At 70.0% G+C, this 18,517-nt stretch carries 16 protein-coding genes and 1 riboswitch; of the genes, 11 read left to right on the top strand and 5 right to left on the bottom strand.

Going from position 1 to position 18,517, the window contains the following annotated elements; all coding sequences use genetic code 11:
- Nucleotides 1-5: 5 nt before the first annotated feature.
- Nucleotides 6-380: a hypothetical protein gene (locus AC1RQF_RS30005; RefSeq protein WP_273999026.1), complete on the bottom strand. Its 375-nt coding sequence runs from the start codon at nucleotides 378-380 to the stop codon at nucleotides 6-8.
- Nucleotides 381-545: 165 nt separating this feature from the next.
- Here AC1RQF_RS30005 and glpD point away from each other — a divergent pair, with 165 nt between their 5' ends.
- From glpD to AC1RQF_RS29985, 4 genes are all read left to right on the top strand, one after another.
- Nucleotides 546-2,072 (top strand): glycerol-3-phosphate dehydrogenase, encoded by a 1,527-nt coding sequence (glpD, locus tag AC1RQF_RS30000; RefSeq protein ID WP_492873700.1) that lies wholly within the window; start codon nucleotides 546-548, stop codon nucleotides 2,070-2,072.
- Between the two features lie 82 nt (nucleotides 2,073-2,154).
- Entirely contained in the window at nucleotides 2,155-3,657 is a 1,503-nt protein-coding gene (gene glpK, locus AC1RQF_RS29995) for a glycerol kinase GlpK (protein ID WP_273999030.1), read from the top strand.
- A 94-nt stretch (nucleotides 3,658-3,751) separates the two neighbouring features.
- Nucleotides 3,752-4,468 carry an MIP/aquaporin family protein gene (locus tag AC1RQF_RS29990; protein WP_273999031.1) on the top strand — a complete coding sequence of 239 codons (717 nt, stop codon included), beginning with the start codon at nucleotides 3,752-3,754 and terminating at the stop codon, nucleotides 4,466-4,468.
- Nucleotides 4,469-4,630: 162 nt separating this feature from the next.
- Complete coding sequence (locus AC1RQF_RS29985; RefSeq protein WP_273999033.1) at nucleotides 4,631-5,317, top strand: HAD family hydrolase; 687 nt, start codon at nucleotides 4,631-4,633, stop codon at nucleotides 5,315-5,317.
- A gap of 276 nt (nucleotides 5,318-5,593) precedes the next feature.
- Here the strand turns inward: AC1RQF_RS29985 and ribB are convergent, their stop codons facing one another.
- From ribB to AC1RQF_RS29970, 3 genes are all read right to left on the bottom strand, one after another.
- The gene (gene ribB, locus AC1RQF_RS29980) at nucleotides 5,594-6,313 is read right to left on the bottom strand and encodes a 3,4-dihydroxy-2-butanone-4-phosphate synthase (protein WP_273999035.1); all 720 of its coding nucleotides are present in this window, start codon (nucleotides 6,311-6,313) and stop codon (nucleotides 5,594-5,596) included.
- Between the two features lie 127 nt (nucleotides 6,314-6,440).
- Nucleotides 6,441-6,589, bottom strand: a riboswitch (FMN riboswitch).
- 109 nt (nucleotides 6,590-6,698) lie between these two features.
- Nucleotides 6,699-7,361, bottom strand: coding sequence for a helix-turn-helix domain-containing protein (locus AC1RQF_RS29975; protein WP_273999036.1), 663 nt, complete (start codon nucleotides 7,359-7,361; stop codon nucleotides 6,699-6,701).
- A gap of 145 nt (nucleotides 7,362-7,506) precedes the next feature.
- The gene (locus AC1RQF_RS29970) at nucleotides 7,507-8,685 is read right to left on the bottom strand and encodes an MFS transporter (RefSeq protein WP_273999038.1); all 1,179 of its coding nucleotides are present in this window, start codon (nucleotides 8,683-8,685) and stop codon (nucleotides 7,507-7,509) included.
- A gap of 145 nt (nucleotides 8,686-8,830) precedes the next feature.
- Between AC1RQF_RS29970 and AC1RQF_RS29965 the strand changes: the two genes are divergently transcribed.
- The 7 genes from AC1RQF_RS29965 to lnt all read left to right on the top strand — a co-directional run bounded on the left by AC1RQF_RS29965 (nucleotide 8,831) and on the right by lnt (nucleotide 16,658).
- Complete coding sequence (locus AC1RQF_RS29965; RefSeq protein WP_273999039.1) at nucleotides 8,831-9,763, top strand: LysR family transcriptional regulator; 933 nt, start codon at nucleotides 8,831-8,833, stop codon at nucleotides 9,761-9,763.
- Nucleotides 9,764-10,030: 267 nt separating this feature from the next.
- Nucleotides 10,031-11,404, top strand: a complete 1,374-nt coding sequence (gene miaB / locus AC1RQF_RS29960; protein WP_273999040.1) for a tRNA (N6-isopentenyl adenosine(37)-C2)-methylthiotransferase MiaB — start codon at nucleotides 10,031-10,033, stop codon at nucleotides 11,402-11,404.
- Between the two features lie 27 nt (nucleotides 11,405-11,431).
- Nucleotides 11,432-12,481, top strand: a complete 1,050-nt coding sequence (locus tag AC1RQF_RS29955) for a PhoH family protein (protein ID WP_492873695.1) — start codon at nucleotides 11,432-11,434, stop codon at nucleotides 12,479-12,481.
- Between the two features lie 77 nt (nucleotides 12,482-12,558).
- On the top strand, nucleotides 12,559-13,332 hold the full coding sequence (gene ybeY / locus AC1RQF_RS29950) for an rRNA maturation RNase YbeY (RefSeq protein ID WP_273999044.1): 774 nt from the start codon (nucleotides 12,559-12,561) through the stop codon (nucleotides 13,330-13,332).
- Between the two features lie 12 nt (nucleotides 13,333-13,344).
- On the top strand, nucleotides 13,345-13,974 hold the full coding sequence (locus tag AC1RQF_RS29945) for a gamma-glutamylcyclotransferase (RefSeq protein ID WP_273999045.1): 630 nt from the start codon (nucleotides 13,345-13,347) through the stop codon (nucleotides 13,972-13,974).
- A 117-nt stretch (nucleotides 13,975-14,091) separates the two neighbouring features.
- On the top strand, nucleotides 14,092-14,979 hold the full coding sequence (locus tag AC1RQF_RS29940) for a CorC family transporter (RefSeq protein ID WP_273999046.1): 888 nt from the start codon (nucleotides 14,092-14,094) through the stop codon (nucleotides 14,977-14,979).
- A gap of 44 nt (nucleotides 14,980-15,023) precedes the next feature.
- Nucleotides 15,024-16,658: an apolipoprotein N-acyltransferase gene (lnt, locus tag AC1RQF_RS29935; RefSeq protein WP_273999047.1), complete on the top strand. Its 1,635-nt coding sequence runs from the start codon at nucleotides 15,024-15,026 to the stop codon at nucleotides 16,656-16,658.
- Nucleotides 16,659-16,679: 21 nt separating this feature from the next.
- Here lnt and AC1RQF_RS29930 read toward each other — a convergent pair whose 3' ends face one another.
- A complete protein-coding gene (locus AC1RQF_RS29930; RefSeq protein WP_273999048.1) occupies nucleotides 16,680-18,341 on the bottom strand; it encodes a tetratricopeptide repeat-containing glycosyltransferase family protein in 1,662 nt (553 codons plus the stop codon).
- Nucleotides 18,342-18,517 lie beyond the last annotated feature (176 nt).

Raw genomic sequence — 18,517 nt, 5'->3', positions numbered from 1 at the left:
CGTCCTCAACCGCCGCGCAGCGTCGGATCGACCGCCGCGCGCCAGCTCAGCGCTTTCGCGCGCTCCCCGTTGAAATAGTCCGCCCACGCGCCGCGCGCGGCCGCGTCGTCGCGCGCGCCGAGCGCCGCGTGACGCGCGGCCAGCTCACGCCCGAACGCGCAGAACCGCGCGTCCGTCAGCCCGCCGTGCCGCTTCGCGACCCACGCATCGTAGAGCGCCGAATACACCGGCTGCGCGTCCGCGCCGTAATCGGCCTCCGCCCCGCCGCACTGCGTCTGCAGCGCGGCGAACGACGGCGCGCCCCAGCCGCCCGTCAGGGGCGGCGTGCCCACGCATCCGGCCAGGAGCGCGAGCGCGCCGGCCGCCATCCAGTTGCGCATGTTCCACCTCGGATTGCCACGATCCCGTGAGTATCGTCCGGGATTGCCCGTAGCGCCACCCGGCCCTCTTAAACGAACTTTACTTTTTCAATTTTGTTCATTAAATTTCGAATTCGAACATTTCTAGTTCGTCTCATTTTCTGTTAAGACGATAAGGGACAGCAGGTGACTCAACTGAACCGATACGATCTGCTCGTCGTCGGCGGCGGGATCAACGGCGCGGGCATCGCGCGCGATGCGGCCGGCCGCGGCCTGTCGGTGCTGCTCTGCGAGCAGGACGACCTCGCTTCGCACACCTCGTCGTGCAGCACGAAGCTGATCCACGGCGGGCTGCGCTACCTCGAGTACAAGGAATTCGGGCTCGTGCGCAAGGCGCTGCAGGAGCGCGAGACGCTGCTGCGCGCGGCGCCCCACATCATGTGGCCGCTGCGCTTCGTGATGCCGCACATGCCGAACCTGCGGCCCGCGTGGCTGATCCGTCTCGGCCTGTTCCTCTACGACCACCTCGCGCGGCGCGAGCTGCTGCCCGGTTCGCGCGGCATCGACATGCGCCGCCACGCGGCCGGCGCCCCGCTCATCGATTCGATCAAGCGCGGCTTCGTCTACTCGGACGGCTGGGTCGACGACGCGCGGCTCGTCGTGCTGAACGCGCTCGACGCGCAGGAGCGCGGCGCGCGCATCCTGACCCGTACCCGCCTCGTCTCGGCCGAGCGCCGCGACGGCGAATGGGTCGCGCAGCTGCGCCAACCCGACGGCGAGACGCTGACGGTGCACGCGCGCGCGATCGCGAACGCCGCCGGCCCGTGGGTCGGCGAGGTGCTGCACGGCGCGCTCGGCCGCGGCGCGCAGCACAGCGTGCGGCTCGTGAAGGGCAGCCATATCGTCACGAAGCGCCTGTTCGATCACGACCACGCGTATATCTTCCAGAACCCGGACAAGCGGATCATCTTCGCGATTCCCTACGAGCACGACTACACGCTGGTCGGCACGACGGACGTCGAATATCACCACGATCCGGCCAAGGTCGCGATCGACCGCGACGAAACGCTCTACCTGTGCGAGTCGATCAATCGCTATTTCAAGCGTAAGATCTCGCCCGCCGACGTGCACTGGACCTATTCCGGCGTGCGCCCGCTGCTCGAAGAGGAAGGCGCCGACAATCCGTCCGCGGTCACGCGCGACTACCGGCTCGAACTCGACGACAACGGCGCGCCGCTGCTGTCGGTGTTCGGCGGCAAGATCACGACCTTCCGCAAGCTCGCCGAAGAAGCGGCCGACCTGCTGTGCCGCTCGCTCGACAAGCCCGCCGGCGCCTGGACGGCCGGCGCGGCGCTGCCCGGCGGCGACATCGCCGACGCGCGCTTCGCGCCGTTCGCCGAGGCCTTCGCGAAACGTCATCCGTGGCTGCCCGCCGGGCTCGCGCGACGCTATGCGCGCGCCTACGGCACGCGCGCCGAGCGCGTGCTCGGCGGCGCGACCTCGCTCGCGGAACTCGGCGCGCCGATCGCGCCCGGTCTCTACGAAGCGGAGCTGCGCTACCTGCGCGACGTCGAATGGGCGACCCGCGCGGAGGACGTGCTGTGGCGCCGTTCGAAGCTCGGCCTGCATGTCGCGCCGGGCACGCTCGACACGGTCGCCGCCGCGCTCGACGCCTGGTTCGCGACCGCCCGACCGACCGCGGCTGCGCACTGAATGGCACGGAAGGTCCGGTAACACCCCACGCGCCGCTCCCCGCGGCGCGCATCACAACTACGCTTGCATGGAGATGAGACAAATGCAGGATCAGTACATTCTCGCTCTCGACCAGGGCACCACCAGCTCCCGCGCGATGCTGTTCGATCGTCAGGGCAATATCGTGTCGATCGCTCAGAAGGAATTCGAGCAGATCTACCCGCAACCGGGCTGGGTCGAGCACAACCCGCAGGAAATCTGGTCGACCCAGGCAGGCGTCGCGGCGGAAGCCGTCACGCGCGCCGGCCTGAACGGCACGTCGATCGCCGCGATCGGCATCACCAACCAGCGCGAAACCACGATCGTGTGGGATCGCGAGACCGGCCAGCCGATCTACAACGCGATCGTGTGGCAGGACCGCCGCACCGCCGACTTCTGCGACCAGCTGAAGGCGCAGGGCCTCGACGAGAAGGTGCGCGCGAAGACCGGCCTGCCGATCGACTCCTACTTCTCCGGCACCAAGATCCGCTGGATCCTCGACAACGTCGAGGGTGCGCGCGAGAAGGCGCGCCAGGGCAAGCTCGCGTTCGGCACGGTCGACAGCTGGCTCGTGTGGAACTTCACCAAGCACGAGCTGCACGTGACCGACGTGACCAACGCGTCGCGCACGATGCTGTTCAACATCCACACGCGCGAGTGGGACGACGATCTCCTGGAAGCGCTCGACATCCCGCGCAGCATGCTGCCGGAAGTGCGCGCGTCGTCGGAGATCTACGGCAACACCAAGACCACCGTGTTCGCCTCGAAGATCCCGCTCGCGGGCATCGCGGGCGACCAGCAGGCGGCGCTGTTCGGCCAGATGTGCACGACCTCGGGCATGGTCAAGAACACCTACGGCACCGGCTGCTTCCTGATGATGAACACCGGGACCAAGCCGATCGAGTCGAAGAACAACCTCGTGACGACGATCGCATGGCAGGTCGGCAACGAGGTGAACTACGCGCTCGAAGGCAGCATCTTCATCGCGGGCGCGGTGGTGCAGTGGCTGCGCGACGGCCTCGGCATCATCAAGAGCGCGGCCGAGATCGAAGCGCTCGCGGCCAGCGTGCCGCACACCGACGGCGTCTACCTCGTGCCCGCCTTCGCCGGCCTCGGCGCGCCGCACTGGAACCCGCGCGCGCGCGGCTCGCTGTTCGGCGTGACGCGCGGCACGACGTCCGCGCACCTCGCGCGCGCGGCGCTCGATTCGATCGCCTACCAGTCGCTCGACGTGCTGAAGGCGATGGAGGCCGACTCGGGCATCCGCATCGGCGAGCTGCGCGTCGACGGCGGCGCGAGCGCGAACAATCTGCTGATGCAGTTCCAGGCAGACCTGCTCGGCGTCGACGCGGTGCGTCCGCAGATCACCGAGACCACGGCGCTCGGCGCCGCGTATCTCGCGGGTCTCGCGATCGGCTACTGGGAAAACCTCGACGACCTGCGCAGCCAGTGGCAGCTCGACAAGCGCTTCTCCCCGTCGCTGGCGGACCGTGAAGTCAGCGCCTGTCTGTCCGGCTGGCAGCGCGCGGTGCGCGCGGCGAAGGCCTGGGCCGACGACACGAAGTAAACTGCGGCACCGGTAAAACAACCCTTCATTAGAAATAGCAGGCGGGCCGCGCGACCTTCGCGCGAGTCCGCCGCATTGGTAGAGCGAGACAAACATGTCACCTTATATTGCAGAATTCATCGGCACGGCGATCCTCGTGCTGCTGGGCAACGGCGCGGTCGCCAACGTATTGCTGGCGAAGACCAAGGGCCGGGGCGCGGACCTGATCGTGATCGTGATGGGCTGGGCGATGGCCGTGTTCGTCGCGGTTTACGTGACCGCCTCGTTCAGCGGCGCGCACCTGAATCCGATCGTCACGATCAGCCTCGCGCTCGCGGGCAAGTTCGCGTGGTCGAAGGTGCTCGGCTACATCGTGTCGCAGATGCTCGGCGGCATGGCGGGCGCGCTGCTCGTCTGGCTCGCGTATCGCCAGCACTTCGCGAAGGAAGTCGATCCCGACCTGAAGCTCGCGGTCTTCTGCACCGCGCCCGCGATCCGCAGCGTCACGCACAACGTGCTGACGGAGGCGATCTGCACCTTCGTGCTGATCCTCGGCGTGCTGTACCTCGCCGCGCCGCAAGTCGGCCTCGGCGCGCTCGACGCGCTGCCGGTCGGTCTCCTCGTGCTCGGCATCGGCATCTCGCTCGGCGGCCCGACGGGCTACGCGATGAGCCCCGCGCGCGACCTGTCGCCGCGCATCATGCACGCGCTGCTGCCGATCCCGGGCAAGCGCGACAGCGACTGGCGCTATGCGTGGGTGCCCGTGCTCGGGCCGCTGCTCGGCGGCTCGCTCGCAGCGGGGCTCTACCTGTACCTGCATTCGGCGCGCTGAGCGCGATGTGTGCGATGTGTGCGGCGGGCCACCCAGGCCCGCCAAAACCCGCCGACGGCCCCGCCCCGGCGGGTTTTTTGCATGGAGACGACCCACCGCGTCGCGGGTGAAAGCACGTATGATGGCGACTGACTGCTGATTCCTGCCTTCGTCCCTGCTCCTATGCTCGACCATCTCATCTGCGACTGCGACGGCGTCCTCGTCGACAGCGAAGTGATCGCCGATCGCGTGCTGTTCGACACGCTGTCCGACACGTTCCCCGGCATCAATTTCACCGCCGACGCGAAAGCCGCGTTCGGCCAGCAGACCTCGCGCTTTCTCGCGGGTCTCGAAACGCGTCACGGCATCACGATGCCGCCCGACTTCCTGCAAACGATCGAACAGCGCGTCGAGGACGCGCTCGCCCGTTCGCTCACGCCGATTGCCGGCGTGCGCGAGGCCCTGCTGAAGGTGAAGCTGCCGGTGGCCGTGGTGTCGAACAGCGGGCTCGACCGGGTGCGGCGCTCGCTCAAGCGCGCGGCGCTGACCGACGTGTTCGGCGAGCGCGTGTTCAGCGCCGAGCAGGTCGCGCATCCCAAGCCCTATCCCGACGTCTATCTGTTCGCCGCGCTCTCGCTCGGCGTCGATCCGTCGCGCTGCCTCGTCATCGAGGACAGCATGTCCGGCCTGAACGCCGCACGCGCGGCCGGCATGAAGACGATCGCGTTCGTGGGCGCGAGCCACATTCCGGGCGGATACGAGGACGTGCTGCGCAAGCTCGGCGTGACGCGCATCATGCGCTCGATGGACGAACTGCCCGCGCTCGTCGCGGCAGGCGCGCGCGGCGCGTTCGGGGATCTGCAGTCGTAGACTGCGACGACGCGCGCGGACCGTTCGGGCCGCGCGCGTCATCGTCGCGCGGCATGCCGGTCGTCGTCACGACGGACGCCCGACGAGGCTGCGCGATTCCTGCCCGCGCTTCGCACGCGGCGGCGCACGGTGGACGCGACGCGGCCGACCCGCGCCGCCGCACACCGCGTTCGCGCGCAGCCATCGCGCACGGCGTCCGGGCCGTTCACCGGCCCGCCCGGCGCGCGAATCCGAATCCGACCGCCGGCCCGCAAGCCGGCGGCCCGCCTCACCCGATCACGCGGCGTCGACGCATGCGTCGCGCTCGCGCGCGGCCGCGAGCGCGGTGCGGAACGCCACCAGTTCCTCGATCGTCAGCATCGGCAGGTCGTGCTGCTCGGCAAAGCGCGCGACATCGTCGCCGCGCGTCATCGTGCCGTCCGGATTCATCAGCTCGCACAGCACGCCGGCCGGCTTGAGGCCCGCGAGGATCGTCAGGTCGACCGTCCCCTCGGTATGGCCGCGCCGCGCGAGCACGCCGCCCGGCGCCGCGCGCAGCGGGAACACGTGGCCCGGCCGCACGATGTCGGCGGGCCGCGCAGCGTCGGCGATCGCCGCGCGGATCGTCGTCACGCGGTCGGCCGCCGACACGCCGGTCGACACCCCGTCGCGCGCCTCGATCGACACCGTGAACGCGGTGCCGTTGCGGCTCTCGTTCAGTTGCACCATCGGCGGCAACTCAAGCGCGCGGACCTTCTCGTCGGTCAGGCACAGGCACACGATGCCGCTGCATTCGCGGATCAGGAGCGCCATCGTCGCATCGGTGAGCCGTTCGGCGGCGACGATCAGGTCGGCCTCGTTCTCGCGATCGTGATCGTCCTGCAACACGACCGCGCGCCCTTCGCGCAACGCGGCAAGCGCAGCGGCGATGCGCGGCGGCACCGGTTCATCGGCCAGCAGGGGAAGATCGGCAAAGGCGTCGGCAGGCGCCGGCGCGGAAGACAACGGAAAGGACATGTGAAACGCTCCTCGCAAGACAAATTGGGCGAAAAACGTTCCAGGGCATTGCAAACAGACAGAACGACGCTGCGCCGCCTCATGCTTGGCGCATGCAGCGGACGCGTCTCGACGCACGTGACTATCTGCACATCTTCTTTCATCCGGACTATGACCGTCGGCTCTGGCATCGGACCAGATCTGCTGACCCCGTGCAGGGCACGGGCGCTCGCGGGCTCGCCGGCTTCTCGCCAGCCTACCGCCGGTGGGGAATTGCACCCCGCCCTGAAGACGCACTGATTGAAAAACACCGGATCGACCGGCGGGCCAAGCATACAACAGCTGCGCGAAAGTCGCAGCGGAAACCCTCAAAACCCGACCGACGGCCCCGTCTAAACCGGCGCCGTCATTGCGGCACATGCCAGCGCGGCGGCACCTCGGCGTTGACCGTCACGCGGAACGCGCGCGCCTCGGTGTCGCCGGGATTGCGCAGCGTGTACGGCTGGTCCGCGTCGAACACGATCGCGTCGCCCGTGGCAAGCAGCTGGCGGCGGTCATGCACGCTGATTTCCAACGTGCCCTCGCTGACGACGAGATTGATGCTCGTGCCCGGCGCGCGGCGCACGCCGGTCTCGGTATGCAGCGGCGCGACGCGCAGCGCGTGGAACTCGGTCGCCGACGGTTCGCCTTCCGGATACAGCGCGCGCGTCGAGAAGCGGCCGTTCGAGCTGACCACGTGCGCCGCGCGTTCCGCCGGCAGATGCTCGAAACCGTTGACCGCATGGCGGCGCAGGAATGCCGCGACCGACACCTTGAGCGCCGCCGCGATCTTGCACAGCACCTTGATCGACGGCACGCTGCGCGCCGATTCGATCTGCGCGAGCATCGCCCGCGACACGCCGGACAAGCGCGCGAGCGCGTCGAGCGACAGTTGCCGCTCGGCGCGCAGCCGCGCGAGATTCACGCCGACCACCCGTTCGAGCGCATCGAACGGCTCCTGCGGCGCGAACGCCGCGACCGCGGCATCTGCGGCGGATACATCGCGCACGAGCGCCAGGGATGAATGCATGGCTTGGCCTCCGGGGCTGCGTCGCAACCCAGTGAATTAGGTGGGGCAAGACTAGCACCCGGGTCCGCGCGGGCAAACGAAGTTATCTTCACACTGTTATCAGCATCGCGGAGGAATGCGCCGCAACCCGGCGCATGCCGGCCGGTTATCGCGTCGCCGACGCGGCGCCCGCGCCGGCCGCGCCGCGCGCGTCGAGCCGCGACGCGCCGAACGTGACCGCGAGCGCCGCGCCGGTGACGAGCACCGCGACCCACGGCAGCGCGTCGAGCGCGAAGCCGTGCGTGAGCGCGAGGCCGCCCAGCCATGCGCCGCCCGCATTGCCGACGTTGAACGCGCCGATGTTGAGCGTCGAGGCGAGATGCGGCGCATGCGCGGCCTTCTCGACCACGCGCGCCTGCAGCGGCGGCACCGTCGCGAACGCCGCGATGCCCCACACGAACACCGTGATCGCGGACGCGACCGGCAGGTGGCTCGTCTTCGCGAACACGGCCATCACCGCCATCAGCGCGACCAGGATCGCCATCAGGGCCGGCATCAGCGCGCGGTCGGCGAGCTTGCCGCCGAGCGTGTTGCCGATCGTCAGGCCCGCGCCGAACAGCACCAGGATCAGCGACACCGCGCGCGGCGAGAAGCCGCTCACGTCCTCGAGGATCGGCGCGATATAGGTGAACACGACGAACACGCCGCCGAAGCCGAGCACGGTCATCAGGAGTGCGAGCCATACCTGCGGATCCCTGAGCACGCGCACTTCGCGGCCGAGGCCGACCGGCCCCGCGTCGTGCCGGTTCGGCACCAGCGCCGCGACGCCCGCGAGCGCGGCCACGCCGAGGCCCGCGACGATCCAGAACGACGCGCGCCAGCCGAGCAGCTGGCCGATGAAGGTGCCGAACGGCACGCCGAGCACGTTCGACAGCGTGAGGCCCGTGAACATCAGCGCGATCGCGCTCGCGCGCTTGTCGGCCGGCACCAGCGACGATGCGACCACCGCGCCGATGCCGAAGAACGAACCGTGCGCGAACGAGGTGACGACCCGCGCGACCATCAGCATCGCGTAGTCCGACGCGATCGCGCACAGCACGTTGCCGACGATGAAGATGGCCATCAGCAGCTGCAGCGCGGCCTTGCGCGGCATGCGGCTCGTCAGCACCGCGAGCAGCGGCGCGCCGACCGCGACGCCGAGCGCGTAGCCGCTGACGAGCAGGCCCGCGGACGGCAGCGTGACCGACAGGTCGCGCGCGACGTCGGGCAGCAGGCCCATGATGATGAATTCGGTGGTGCCGATGGCGAACGCGCTGATCGCGAGCGCCAGCAAGGGAATAGGCATGGAAGGCTCCGGGTCCGGCAAGGCGGCGCGGAACCGTTGCCGCGCCGCATCAAAGATGCAATCGAGCGCGCATTGTCTCGAATACGCTCATTTTTGATAATTGGCGTAGCATTTGAATCATTTTCAAAAATCCTGGAAGAATCACATGGACCGGCTCGGCGATATCCGCCTGTTTGTCGAGGCCGCCGAGCTGGGCAGCCTGTCCGCCGCCGGGCGCAAGCTGAACCTGACGCCCGCCGCCGCCAGCGCGCGGCTCGCGAAGCTGGAGGCCGCCGTGTCGACCCGGCTGTTCGAGCGCTCGACCCGCCGCCTGCGCCTGACCGAGGAAGGCCGGCTCTACCTGAACGGCTGCCGCCAGGCGCTGCAGGCGCTCGACGACGCCGACGCGCTGCTGCACAGCGGCCGCGGCGCGGTCAGCGGCAAGCTGCGGCTGTCGGCCACCTCCGACTTCGGCCGCCACCAGCTGCTCGACTGGCTCGACGCGTTCAGCGCGCGCCATCCGGACGTGAGGTTCGCGCTCACCGCGACCGATTCGTCGTCGAACCTGTGGCAGGACGACATCGATCTCGCGATCCGCTTCGCCGCGCCGCCCGACGGCGCGCTGGTCGCCCGGCGGCTGGCCGCCGACCGCCGCGTGCTGTGCGCCGCGCCCGGCTATCTCGCCGAACACGGCGCGCCGCGCGATCCGCACGATCTGGCGCGGTTCCGCTGCAACGTGGTCACGATCGCGTCGGGCCCGCTCAACACCTGGCGCTTCAGCCGCGCCGGCGTGACCCAGACCTACATCGCCCCGCTCGCGTCCGCCTACGAGACCAACGACGGCGACCTGATGCGCGCGTGGACGATCCGCGGCCACGGGATCGCGCTCCAGTCGATCTGGGACGTCGCGGACGACGTCCGCGCCGGCCGCCTGAAGGTCCTGCTGCCGGACTGGCGGCACCACGACGCGCCGCTGCACGCGATCTACCCCGGCAAGCGCTACATGGCGCCGCGCGTGCGCGCGCTGCTCGATTTCCTGATCGAGCGCTTCGCGGCCGAGGAGGCCGCGCTCGACGACCTGCTGACCGCGTGCCGCTGATCCGGCGCCGACCGCCCCGAAAGGGTCTCATCCCCTGCGCGTCCGGCGTCGCGCCGCCGCAACCGCGCGCCGCCTGTCACGCGGCGGATATCCGCCGGGCGGGCCCGAAAAGCTATAATGGAAAGCTTTCCCGACGGCATTTGCTCGCGCATGCGTGCCGCCGCGCCCAAGGCGCGCGGCGGCGGCGCACTTCAGCGCGTTGCGATCCGTCCCCGATCGGCTTTTGAACGACGCCCCCAGGTCAACCACTGCGAACGGCGAACCCCCATGACCAAGAAAGTTTACGTAAAAACCTTCGGCTGCCAGATGAACGAGTACGACTCGGACAAGATGGTCGACGTGCTCAACGCCGCTGAAGGCCTCGTCAAGACGGACACCCCCGAAGACGCGGACATCATCCTGTTCAACACCTGCTCGGTGCGCGAGAAGGCGCAGGAAAAGGTGTTCTCCGACCTCGGCCGCGTGCGCGAGCTGAAGGAGGCGCGCCCCGACCTGCTGATCGGCGTCGGCGGCTGCGTCGCGAGCCAGGAAGGCGCGTCGATCGTCGCGCGCGCGCCGTACGTCGACCTCGTGTTCGGCCCGCAGACGCTGCACCGGCTGCCGTCGATGATCGACGCGCGCCGCGCGAGCGGCCGCGCGCAGGTCGACATCACGTTCCCCGAGATCGAGAAGTTCGACCACCTGCCGCCCGCGCGCGTCGATGGCCCGAGCGCGTTCGTGTCGATCATGGAAGGGTGCAGCAAGTACTGCAGCTATTGCGTGGTGCCGTACACGCGCGGCGAGGAAGTGTCGCGCCCGCTCGACGACGTGCTCACCGAGATCGCCGGCCTGGCCGAACAGGGCGTGCGCGAAGTCACGCTGCTCGGCCAGAACGTGAATGCCTATCGCGGCGCGCTCACGCAGGGCGCGCAGGAGATCGCCGATTTCGCGACGCTGATCGAATATGTCGCGGACCTGCCCGGCATCGAGCGGATCCGCTACACGACCTCGCATCCGAAGGAATTCACGCAGCGCCTGCTCGACGTCTACGCGAAGGTGCCGAAGCTCGTGAACCACCTGCACCTGCCGGTGCAGCACGGCTCCGACCGCATCCTGATGGCGATGAAGCGCGGCTACACGGTGCTCGAATACAAGTCGGTGGTCCGCAAGCTGCGCGCGATCCGCCCGGACCTGTCGCTCGCGACCGACCTGATCGTCGGCTTCCCCGGCGAGACCGAGGACGACTTCGCGAAGATGATGGCGCTCGTCGAGGAGATGGGCTACGACACCAGCTTCTCGTTCATCTACAGCCCGCGCCCCGGCACGCCGGCCGCGAACCTGCACGACGACACCCCGCGCGAAGTCAAGCTGCGCCGCCTGCAGCACCTGCAGGCGACCATCGAGGAAAACGTCGCGCGGATCAGCCGGTCGATGGTCGGCCGGGTCGAGCGCATTCTCGTCGAAGGGCCCTCGCGCAAGGATCCGAACGAACTGGCAGGCCGCACCGAGAACAACCGGGTGGTGAATTTCCCGGCGCCCGTCGCGTCGCACCCGCGCCTGATCGGCCAGATGATCGACGTGAAGATCAACCACGCGTACCCGCACTCGCTGCGCGGCGAACTCGTGCTCGCGCACGACGACGCCAGCGCGGCCACGCACTGAAGCCCCCCGCAGGAGCCTGACGCCACTTTGAAGCCCGCCCAAGCACTGGAATTCACCGCGCCGCGCGACGACAACGCGCGCCTTGCCAACCTCTGCGGTCCGCTCGACGAGAATCTGCGGCAAATCGAGCAGGCGCTCGACGTGACGCTGCAGCGGCGCGGCCACCGGATCGCGATCCGCGGCCGCGGCGCGAGGCTCGCGCTGACCGCACTCGAGAACTTCTACAACCGCGCGCGCGATCCGCTGTCGCTCGACGACATCCAGCTCGCGCTCGTCGAGGCCCGCCACACCGGCCGGGCCGCGCGCCCGAACGGCGACGAGCTCGACGTGCGCTTTCGCGGCGATCCGGATCATCCGTTCGACGAGCCCGCGGTGCGGCTCGACGACGAAACCGGCGAAGAGGCGGGCCCCAAGCTCTACACGCGCCGCGCCGACCTGCGCGGCCGCACGCCCGCGCAGCGCGAGTATCTGAAGCAGATCCTGTCGCACGACGTGACCTTCGGGATCGGGCCGGCCGGCACCGGCAAGACCTATCTCGCGGTCGCCTGCGCGGTGGACGCGCTCGAGCGCGACCAGGTCAAGCGCATCGTGCTGACCCGGCCCGCGGTCGAGGCGGGCGAGCGGCTCGGCTTCCTGCCCGGCGATCTCGCGCAGAAGGTCGACCCGTACCTGCGCCCGCTGTACGACGCGCTGTACGACCTGCTCGGCTTCGACAAGACCGCGAAGATGTTCGAGCGCCAGATGATCGAGATCGCGCCGCTCGCCTACATGCGCGGCCGCACGCTGAACCATGCGTTCATCATCCTCGACGAGGCGCAGAACACCACGCCCGAGCAGATGAAGATGTTCCTCACGCGGATCGGCTTCGGCTCGAAGGCCGTGGTGACGGGCGACACGAGCCAGGTCGACCTGCCGCGCGGCCACAAGAGCGGCCTCGTCGAGGCGCAGCAGGTGCTCAACGGCGTGCGCGGCATCGCGCTCACGCGCTTCACGAGCGCGGACGTGGTGCGCCATCCGCTCGTCGCGCGCATCGTGGAAGCCTACGACGGCTTCCACGCGCAGCATCAGGACGACTGATCCGTCCCGGGCCGGGCGCCGCCGGGCCGCCCGGCCATTTGGTGTATGCTCGGCCCGTTCACTTCGACGCCCGCTCCATGAAATCGTCACGCCAAGCTTCCCCCCGACGCGCGGCCGCCGCCGCCGACCTCCCCCGCCTGTCGCTGTTCGACGCGAAGGGCAAAGTCAAGACCGTCGCCGCGCAGGCGCTGCGCATCGACTTCGCCGACGGCCGCAGCCTGATGTTCGATCTGTCCGGCAGCTCCGGCGACGCCGCGGTCGCGATCGTCGCGCAGCATGCCGACCCGGCGCAGCGCGCCACGCTCGGGCTGCGTCCCGAGCACTACGACAGCGTGACCGTGCATGTCGGCGCGGAACCCGCGCCGGTGGCCGACGAGGACTACGCGGGCGCGGCCGAGCCGGCGCTCGCGCTGTCGGTGCAGTACGGCGACGAGATCACGGCCGCCGTGCGCAAGACCCTGCCCAAGCGCAAGCTGATCGCCGAATGGCTCGCCCCGGCGATCCTCGACGCGGCCGAGCTGACGGTGCGTTTCGTCGGCACGAAGGAAGGCCGCTCGCTCAACGGCGAGTACCGGCACAAGGACTACGCGACCAACGTGCTGACCTTCGCCTACGGCGATTCGCCGACGGGCGCGGTGGTCGGCGACCTGGTGCTGTGCTGCCCGGTCGTCGAAAAGGAAGCCAAGGCGCAGGGCAAGCCGCTCGAGGCGCACTACGCGCACCTGCTCGTGCACGGCGCGCTGCACGCGCAGGGCTATGACCACGAGACGGGCGAGGCGGATGCCGCCGAGATGGAAGCGCTCGAAATCGACATCCTCGCGAAGCTCGGCTTTCCGAATCCTTACCAGTAAGCCCGCGCCGCCGTGAACGCGCCCGCTGCTTCAGCGTACCCGCCCGCCGCGCTCGGCGAAGGCCGGCTCCTGTCGGAGGCCGAGCTGAGCGCATCGCTCGCCGCGACGCTCGGCGGCTGGGACGGCCAGCGCGACCTGTGGCTGTTCGGCTATGGCTCGCTGATCTGGAACCCGGGGCTGCCGGTGGCCGAGGCGCTGCGCGCGCGCGTGCACGGCTACCACCGCGGCCTGTACCTGTGGTCGCGCGTGAACCGCGGCACGCCCGCACAGCCGGGCCTCGTGCTCGCGCTGGACCGCGGCGGCTCGTGCAGCGGCATCGCGTTCCGGCTCGCCGGACCGACCGCGCTGCCGCACCTCGAAGCGCTGTGGAAACGCGAGATGCCGATGGGCTCGTACCGCCCGGCCTGGCTGCCCTGCCAGCTCGCGAACGGCGCGCGCGTGCCCGCGCTCGCGTTCGTGATGCGCCGCGAAGCGCCGACCTACACCGGCAAGCTCGACGACGCGATCGTCAAGGCGGTGTTCGACTGCGCGCAGGGCCGCTACGGTACGACCCTCGACTACGTGAGCCGCACCGTCGCCGCGCTGCGCGACAGCGGCATCCCCGACCGCGCGCTCGAGGCGCTGCTCGCGCGCTGCCGCTGAGCGGCCCGGCCGTACCGCGAGGCCGTTACGGCGAGGCCGACACAGCGACGCCACGACCTTGGTGTATCCTTGATCATTCCGTGACAGCGCGCCCCAACCGAAACCAGGCGCACCACCATGAACGATTCCTATCCCAGTCGAAAATTCACCGACAAACCGCATGAAAAGCGCTCGCTGCTCGAGCGCCTGACCGACTTCATCTCGCCCGAGCCCGACTCCCGGGCCGAGCTGCTCGAAATCCTGCAGGACGCGCACGAACGCAACCTGATCGACGCCGATTCGCTGTCGATGATCGAAGGCGTGTTCCAGGTCTCCGACCTGTGCGCGCGCGACATCATGGTGCCCCGCGCCCAGATGGACGCGCTCAACATCGCCGACAAGCCCGAGGATTTCATCCCCTTCGTGCTGGAAAAGGCCCATTCGCGCTACCCCGTCTACGAAGACAACCGCGACAACGTGATCGGCGTGCTGCTCGCGAAGGACCTGCTGCGCTTCTACGCCGAAGAAGAGTTCGATGTGCGCGGAATGCTGCGCCCGGCCGTGTTCATCCCGGAATCGAAGCGCCTGAACGTGCTGCTGCACGACTTCCGCGTGAACCGCAACCACCTCGCGATCGTCGTCGACGAGTACGGCGGCGTGGCGGGCCTCATCACGATCGAGGACGTGCTCGAACAGATCGTCGGCGACATCGAGGACGAATACGACTTCGACGAGGAAAGCGGCAACATCATCTCGGCGCCGGACGGCCGCTACCGCGTGCGCGCGCTGACCGAGATCGAGCAGTTCAACGAGACGTTCGGCACCGATTTCCCCGACGACGAAGTCGACACGATCGGCGGCCTCATCACGCATCACTTCGGCCGCGTGCCGCATCGGGGCGAGAAGCTGCGCCTCGACAACCTGATCTTCGAAATCCAGCGCGGCGACGCGCGTCAGGTCCACGTGCTGCTGGTGCGCCGCGATCCGCTTGCCGGCCGCCGCAGCGCATCCGCCGGCGACGACTGAACGCCGGGCCGCTTCGTCCCCTCCCTCGCATCCGACGCTCTCGCATGGCCGATCCGATCCCGTCCCGCCCGCGGCGCGGCGCCGCTTTTTCCGCATCCGGCCGTGCGCTGCCGGGCTGGCACTACCCGGCCGCACTGCTGGCGGGCGCGGCCAACACGCTGACCTTCGCGCCGACGCCGCACGGGGGCTGGCTGCAACTGCTGGTGTTCGCGTGGTTCTACGCGCAGCTCGTGCGCACCACGAGCCGCGCGCGCGCCGCGCTCACGGGCGCCGCGTTCGGCTTCGGCAACTTCCTCAGCGGCATCTGGTGGCTGTACATCAGCATGCACGTGTACGGCGAGATGGCCGCGCCGCTGGCGGGCGGCGCGCTCGTGCTGTTCTGCCTGTACCTGTCGGCTTATCCGGCGCTCTCGGCGCTGCTGTGGTCATGGTGCGCGGGCCGTCCCGGCAACGGCCGCGCCGAGGCCCGGCCGTTCTCGCCGACCTGGCACGGCGCGTTCGCCTTCGCGAGCGCCTGGGCGCTCGGCGAGTGGCTGCGCGGCACCCTGTTTACCGGCTTCCCGTGGCTCGCGAGCGGCTATCCGCAGGTCGACGGGCCGTTCGCCGGCTACGCGGCGCTGGTCGGGGTGTACGGCATCGGCTGGGTGCTCGCGCTGTTCGCGGCGCTCGTCGTGCAGGCCCTCGTGCGCTGGCGCACGCCCGGCCGCGCGTCGGCCGGCGCGGCCGCGCCGGCGGCGCTCGCGCTCGCGCTCGTCGCGGGCGGCCTCGCGCTCGCCCAAGTGCCGTGGACCGTGCCCGCGAACGCGCCGCTCAGCGTCCGGCTGCTGCAAGGCAACGTGAAGCAGGACGTCAAGTTCGAGGAAGCCGGCATCGTCGCCGCGATCGCGATGTACCAGAAGATGATCACCGACAAGCCGGCCGACCTGATCGTCACGCCGGAGACCGCGATCGCCGTGCTGATCCAGGAGCTGCCCGAGCCGTTCGCGCGCGCGATACGCAAGTTCAGCGACACGACCGGCTCGGCGGTGCTGTTCGGCGCGGTGGGCGCAACGGTGACCGACGACGGCCGGATCATCGACTACACCAACAGCCTGTACGGCGTCACGCCGAACTCGAAGGACATCTACCACTACGACAAGCATCACCTGGTGCCGTTCGGCGAGTTCATCCCGTGGGGATTCCGCTGGTTCGTCGACCTGATGAAGATGCCGCTCGGCGACTTCGCGCGCGGCGCGCCGGTGCAGCGGCCGTTCCTCGTGCACAACCAGCCGGTGATGGCGGACATCTGCTACGAGGACATCTTCGGCGAGGAAATCGCCGCGACGATCCGCGACAACCCGCAACCGCCGGGCGTGCTCGTCAACGTGACCAACCTCGCGTGGTTCGGCGACACCATCGCGCTCGACCAGCACCTGCAGATCGCGCGGATGCGCTCGCTCGAAACCGGCCGGCCCATGCTGCGCGCGACCAACACCGGCATGACGGCCGCCATCGACGCGCGCGGCCGCGTGATCGGCAAGCTGCGCCCGTTCACGATCGGCGTGCTCGACGTGCGCGTCGAAGGCACGACGGGCAGCACGCCCTACGTGACGAGCGGCAATACCGCCGTGCTCGCGCTGTCGCTGGTGCTGCTCGCCTTCGGCTTCGCGTTCGGCCCGCGCCTGCGCCGCCGCGGCTGACGCGCAGGCGCGCCCGCGCCTTCAGGCGGCCCAGTCCGCGCCGGACACCAGCGCGCGCAGGTCGCGCGCGACCGCCTCGAGCACCGGCTCCCACTGCGTGAAGGCCGACTGCCGATACAGCGTCACGCTCGGATACGACGGGCTGTCGCGCCGCTCGAGCCGCCACGGCCAATGCGGATTCACGTCGAGCAGCACCCAGGTCGGCCGGCCGAGCGCGCCGGCCAGATGCGCGACCGAGGTGCAGACCGTCACGACCAGATCGAGCGACGCGATCAGCGCCGCCGTATCGTCGAAGCTGCGCAGCGCGTCGGTGTGATCGATCACGGGGAAGCCGGCCGCCCGCGCGGCCGCGACGTCCTGATCCGCGCCCGGCTGCAGCGAATGGAACGCCACGCCCTCCAGCCCGCCGAACGCGGCCGCGTAGCGCTCGAGCCCGACCCGCCGCAACGGATTGCGCTGATGGGTCAGGCTGCCCGTCCAGGCCAGACCGACCCGGAACCGCCGCACGCCCGGCGCGGCCGCCTCGTCGCCGGCGTCGAGCCGCGCGCGCCACGCGTCGCGCGCCTCCTGATCGGCGCGCAGGTACGGCACGGTCTCGCCGAGCGCCGCATCGCCGAGCCCGAGCAGCCAGGGCACGCTCATCAACGGCACTTCGTAGTCGCAGGCAGGCAGCGCCTTGACGCCGCCGCCCGCGCTGAATCCGTCGACGTGCTCGCCGAGCGTGCGCTCAAGCAGCGCGGCGAGCGGCGGGAAGGTGTTCCACAGCAGCCGGCCGCCCTCGCGATGCACACGCTCGGCCAACACCGGCACGTAGCGACAGAACTGCAGCAGGTCGCCCATCCCCTGCTCGCCCCACAGCAGCAGCGTCTTGCCCGCCAGCGGCTCGCCGCGCCAGCGCGGCGCGGGCAACGTGGGCAGCTTGCCGCGCAGCTCGCCCGAGCCCGCCCAGCGCGCTTCGTGCTCCGCCCAGCCCGTCGCGTAATCGCCGCGCACCAGATGCAGGATCGCCAGATTGAAGCGATAGGTCGGATCGTCGGGCGCGCGCTCGCACGCGAGGCGCGTGAAGCGCTCGGCATCGTCCCAGCGCTGCGCCTCCTTGCAGGCGCTCGCCGCGTTGTTCAGCGCGAGCGGATTGTCCGGCGCGAGCGCGAGGGCGGTGTCGGCCGCACTCAACGCGCCCTCGAGGTCGAAACGGGCGATCCGCACGGTGACCAGGTTGATCCACGCGTCGACGTCGCGCGGCTCGACCCGCACCGCCTCTTCCAGCAGCGCGTTCTCGTCGGCCGGGTCGCCGCCCGACAAGCGGATCGCGATCGCCAGGTTGTTGCGCAGCGACGGCCAGTCGGGCGTATGCGCGAGCACCGCCCGGTACGGCGCGACCGCATCGGCATGGCGCCCGGCGAGCTGCAGCGTGTAGCCGTAGTTGAAGCCGGCATCCGCCGAATCCGGATGCAGCCGCCATTGCAGCTCCGCGAGCGCGAGCGCGTCGGCGCCGTGGCCTTCGCGCAGCAGCACCCCGGTCAGCTGGCGGATCGCGGCGTCGTCGAGGCGGTGCAGGTGCGCGGCCGCATCGAGCCACAGCGCGCGCGTCCCGGCCCGGCCGGCGTTGCCCGCCTCGAGCGCGCGGCGCAGGAACGCGAGGAGGGGCGGCAGGAGCGGCAACTGCGGAACGGTGGAGGTCATGGGATCGGGCGCGCGAATTCTGATCTGCACATCTTACCGGTTCCGTCGCGCGCGCAAGCGATTCCGTGCAGTCATGCCGACGTTGCCCCGCGTGCGCGAACGCCCGGACGCGCCGTTCCGGGCCCGCCTGCGCCCGCCCCGCGACGCGCCGCCGGCGGGCCCGCGAGCCCGCGCCG

This window comes from Burkholderia sp. GW821-FHT14F03, from assembly GCF_058803765.1.
The sequence above is the reverse complement of the archived record's forward strand: the minus strand, read 5'-3'. Positions and strand labels throughout refer to the sequence as shown.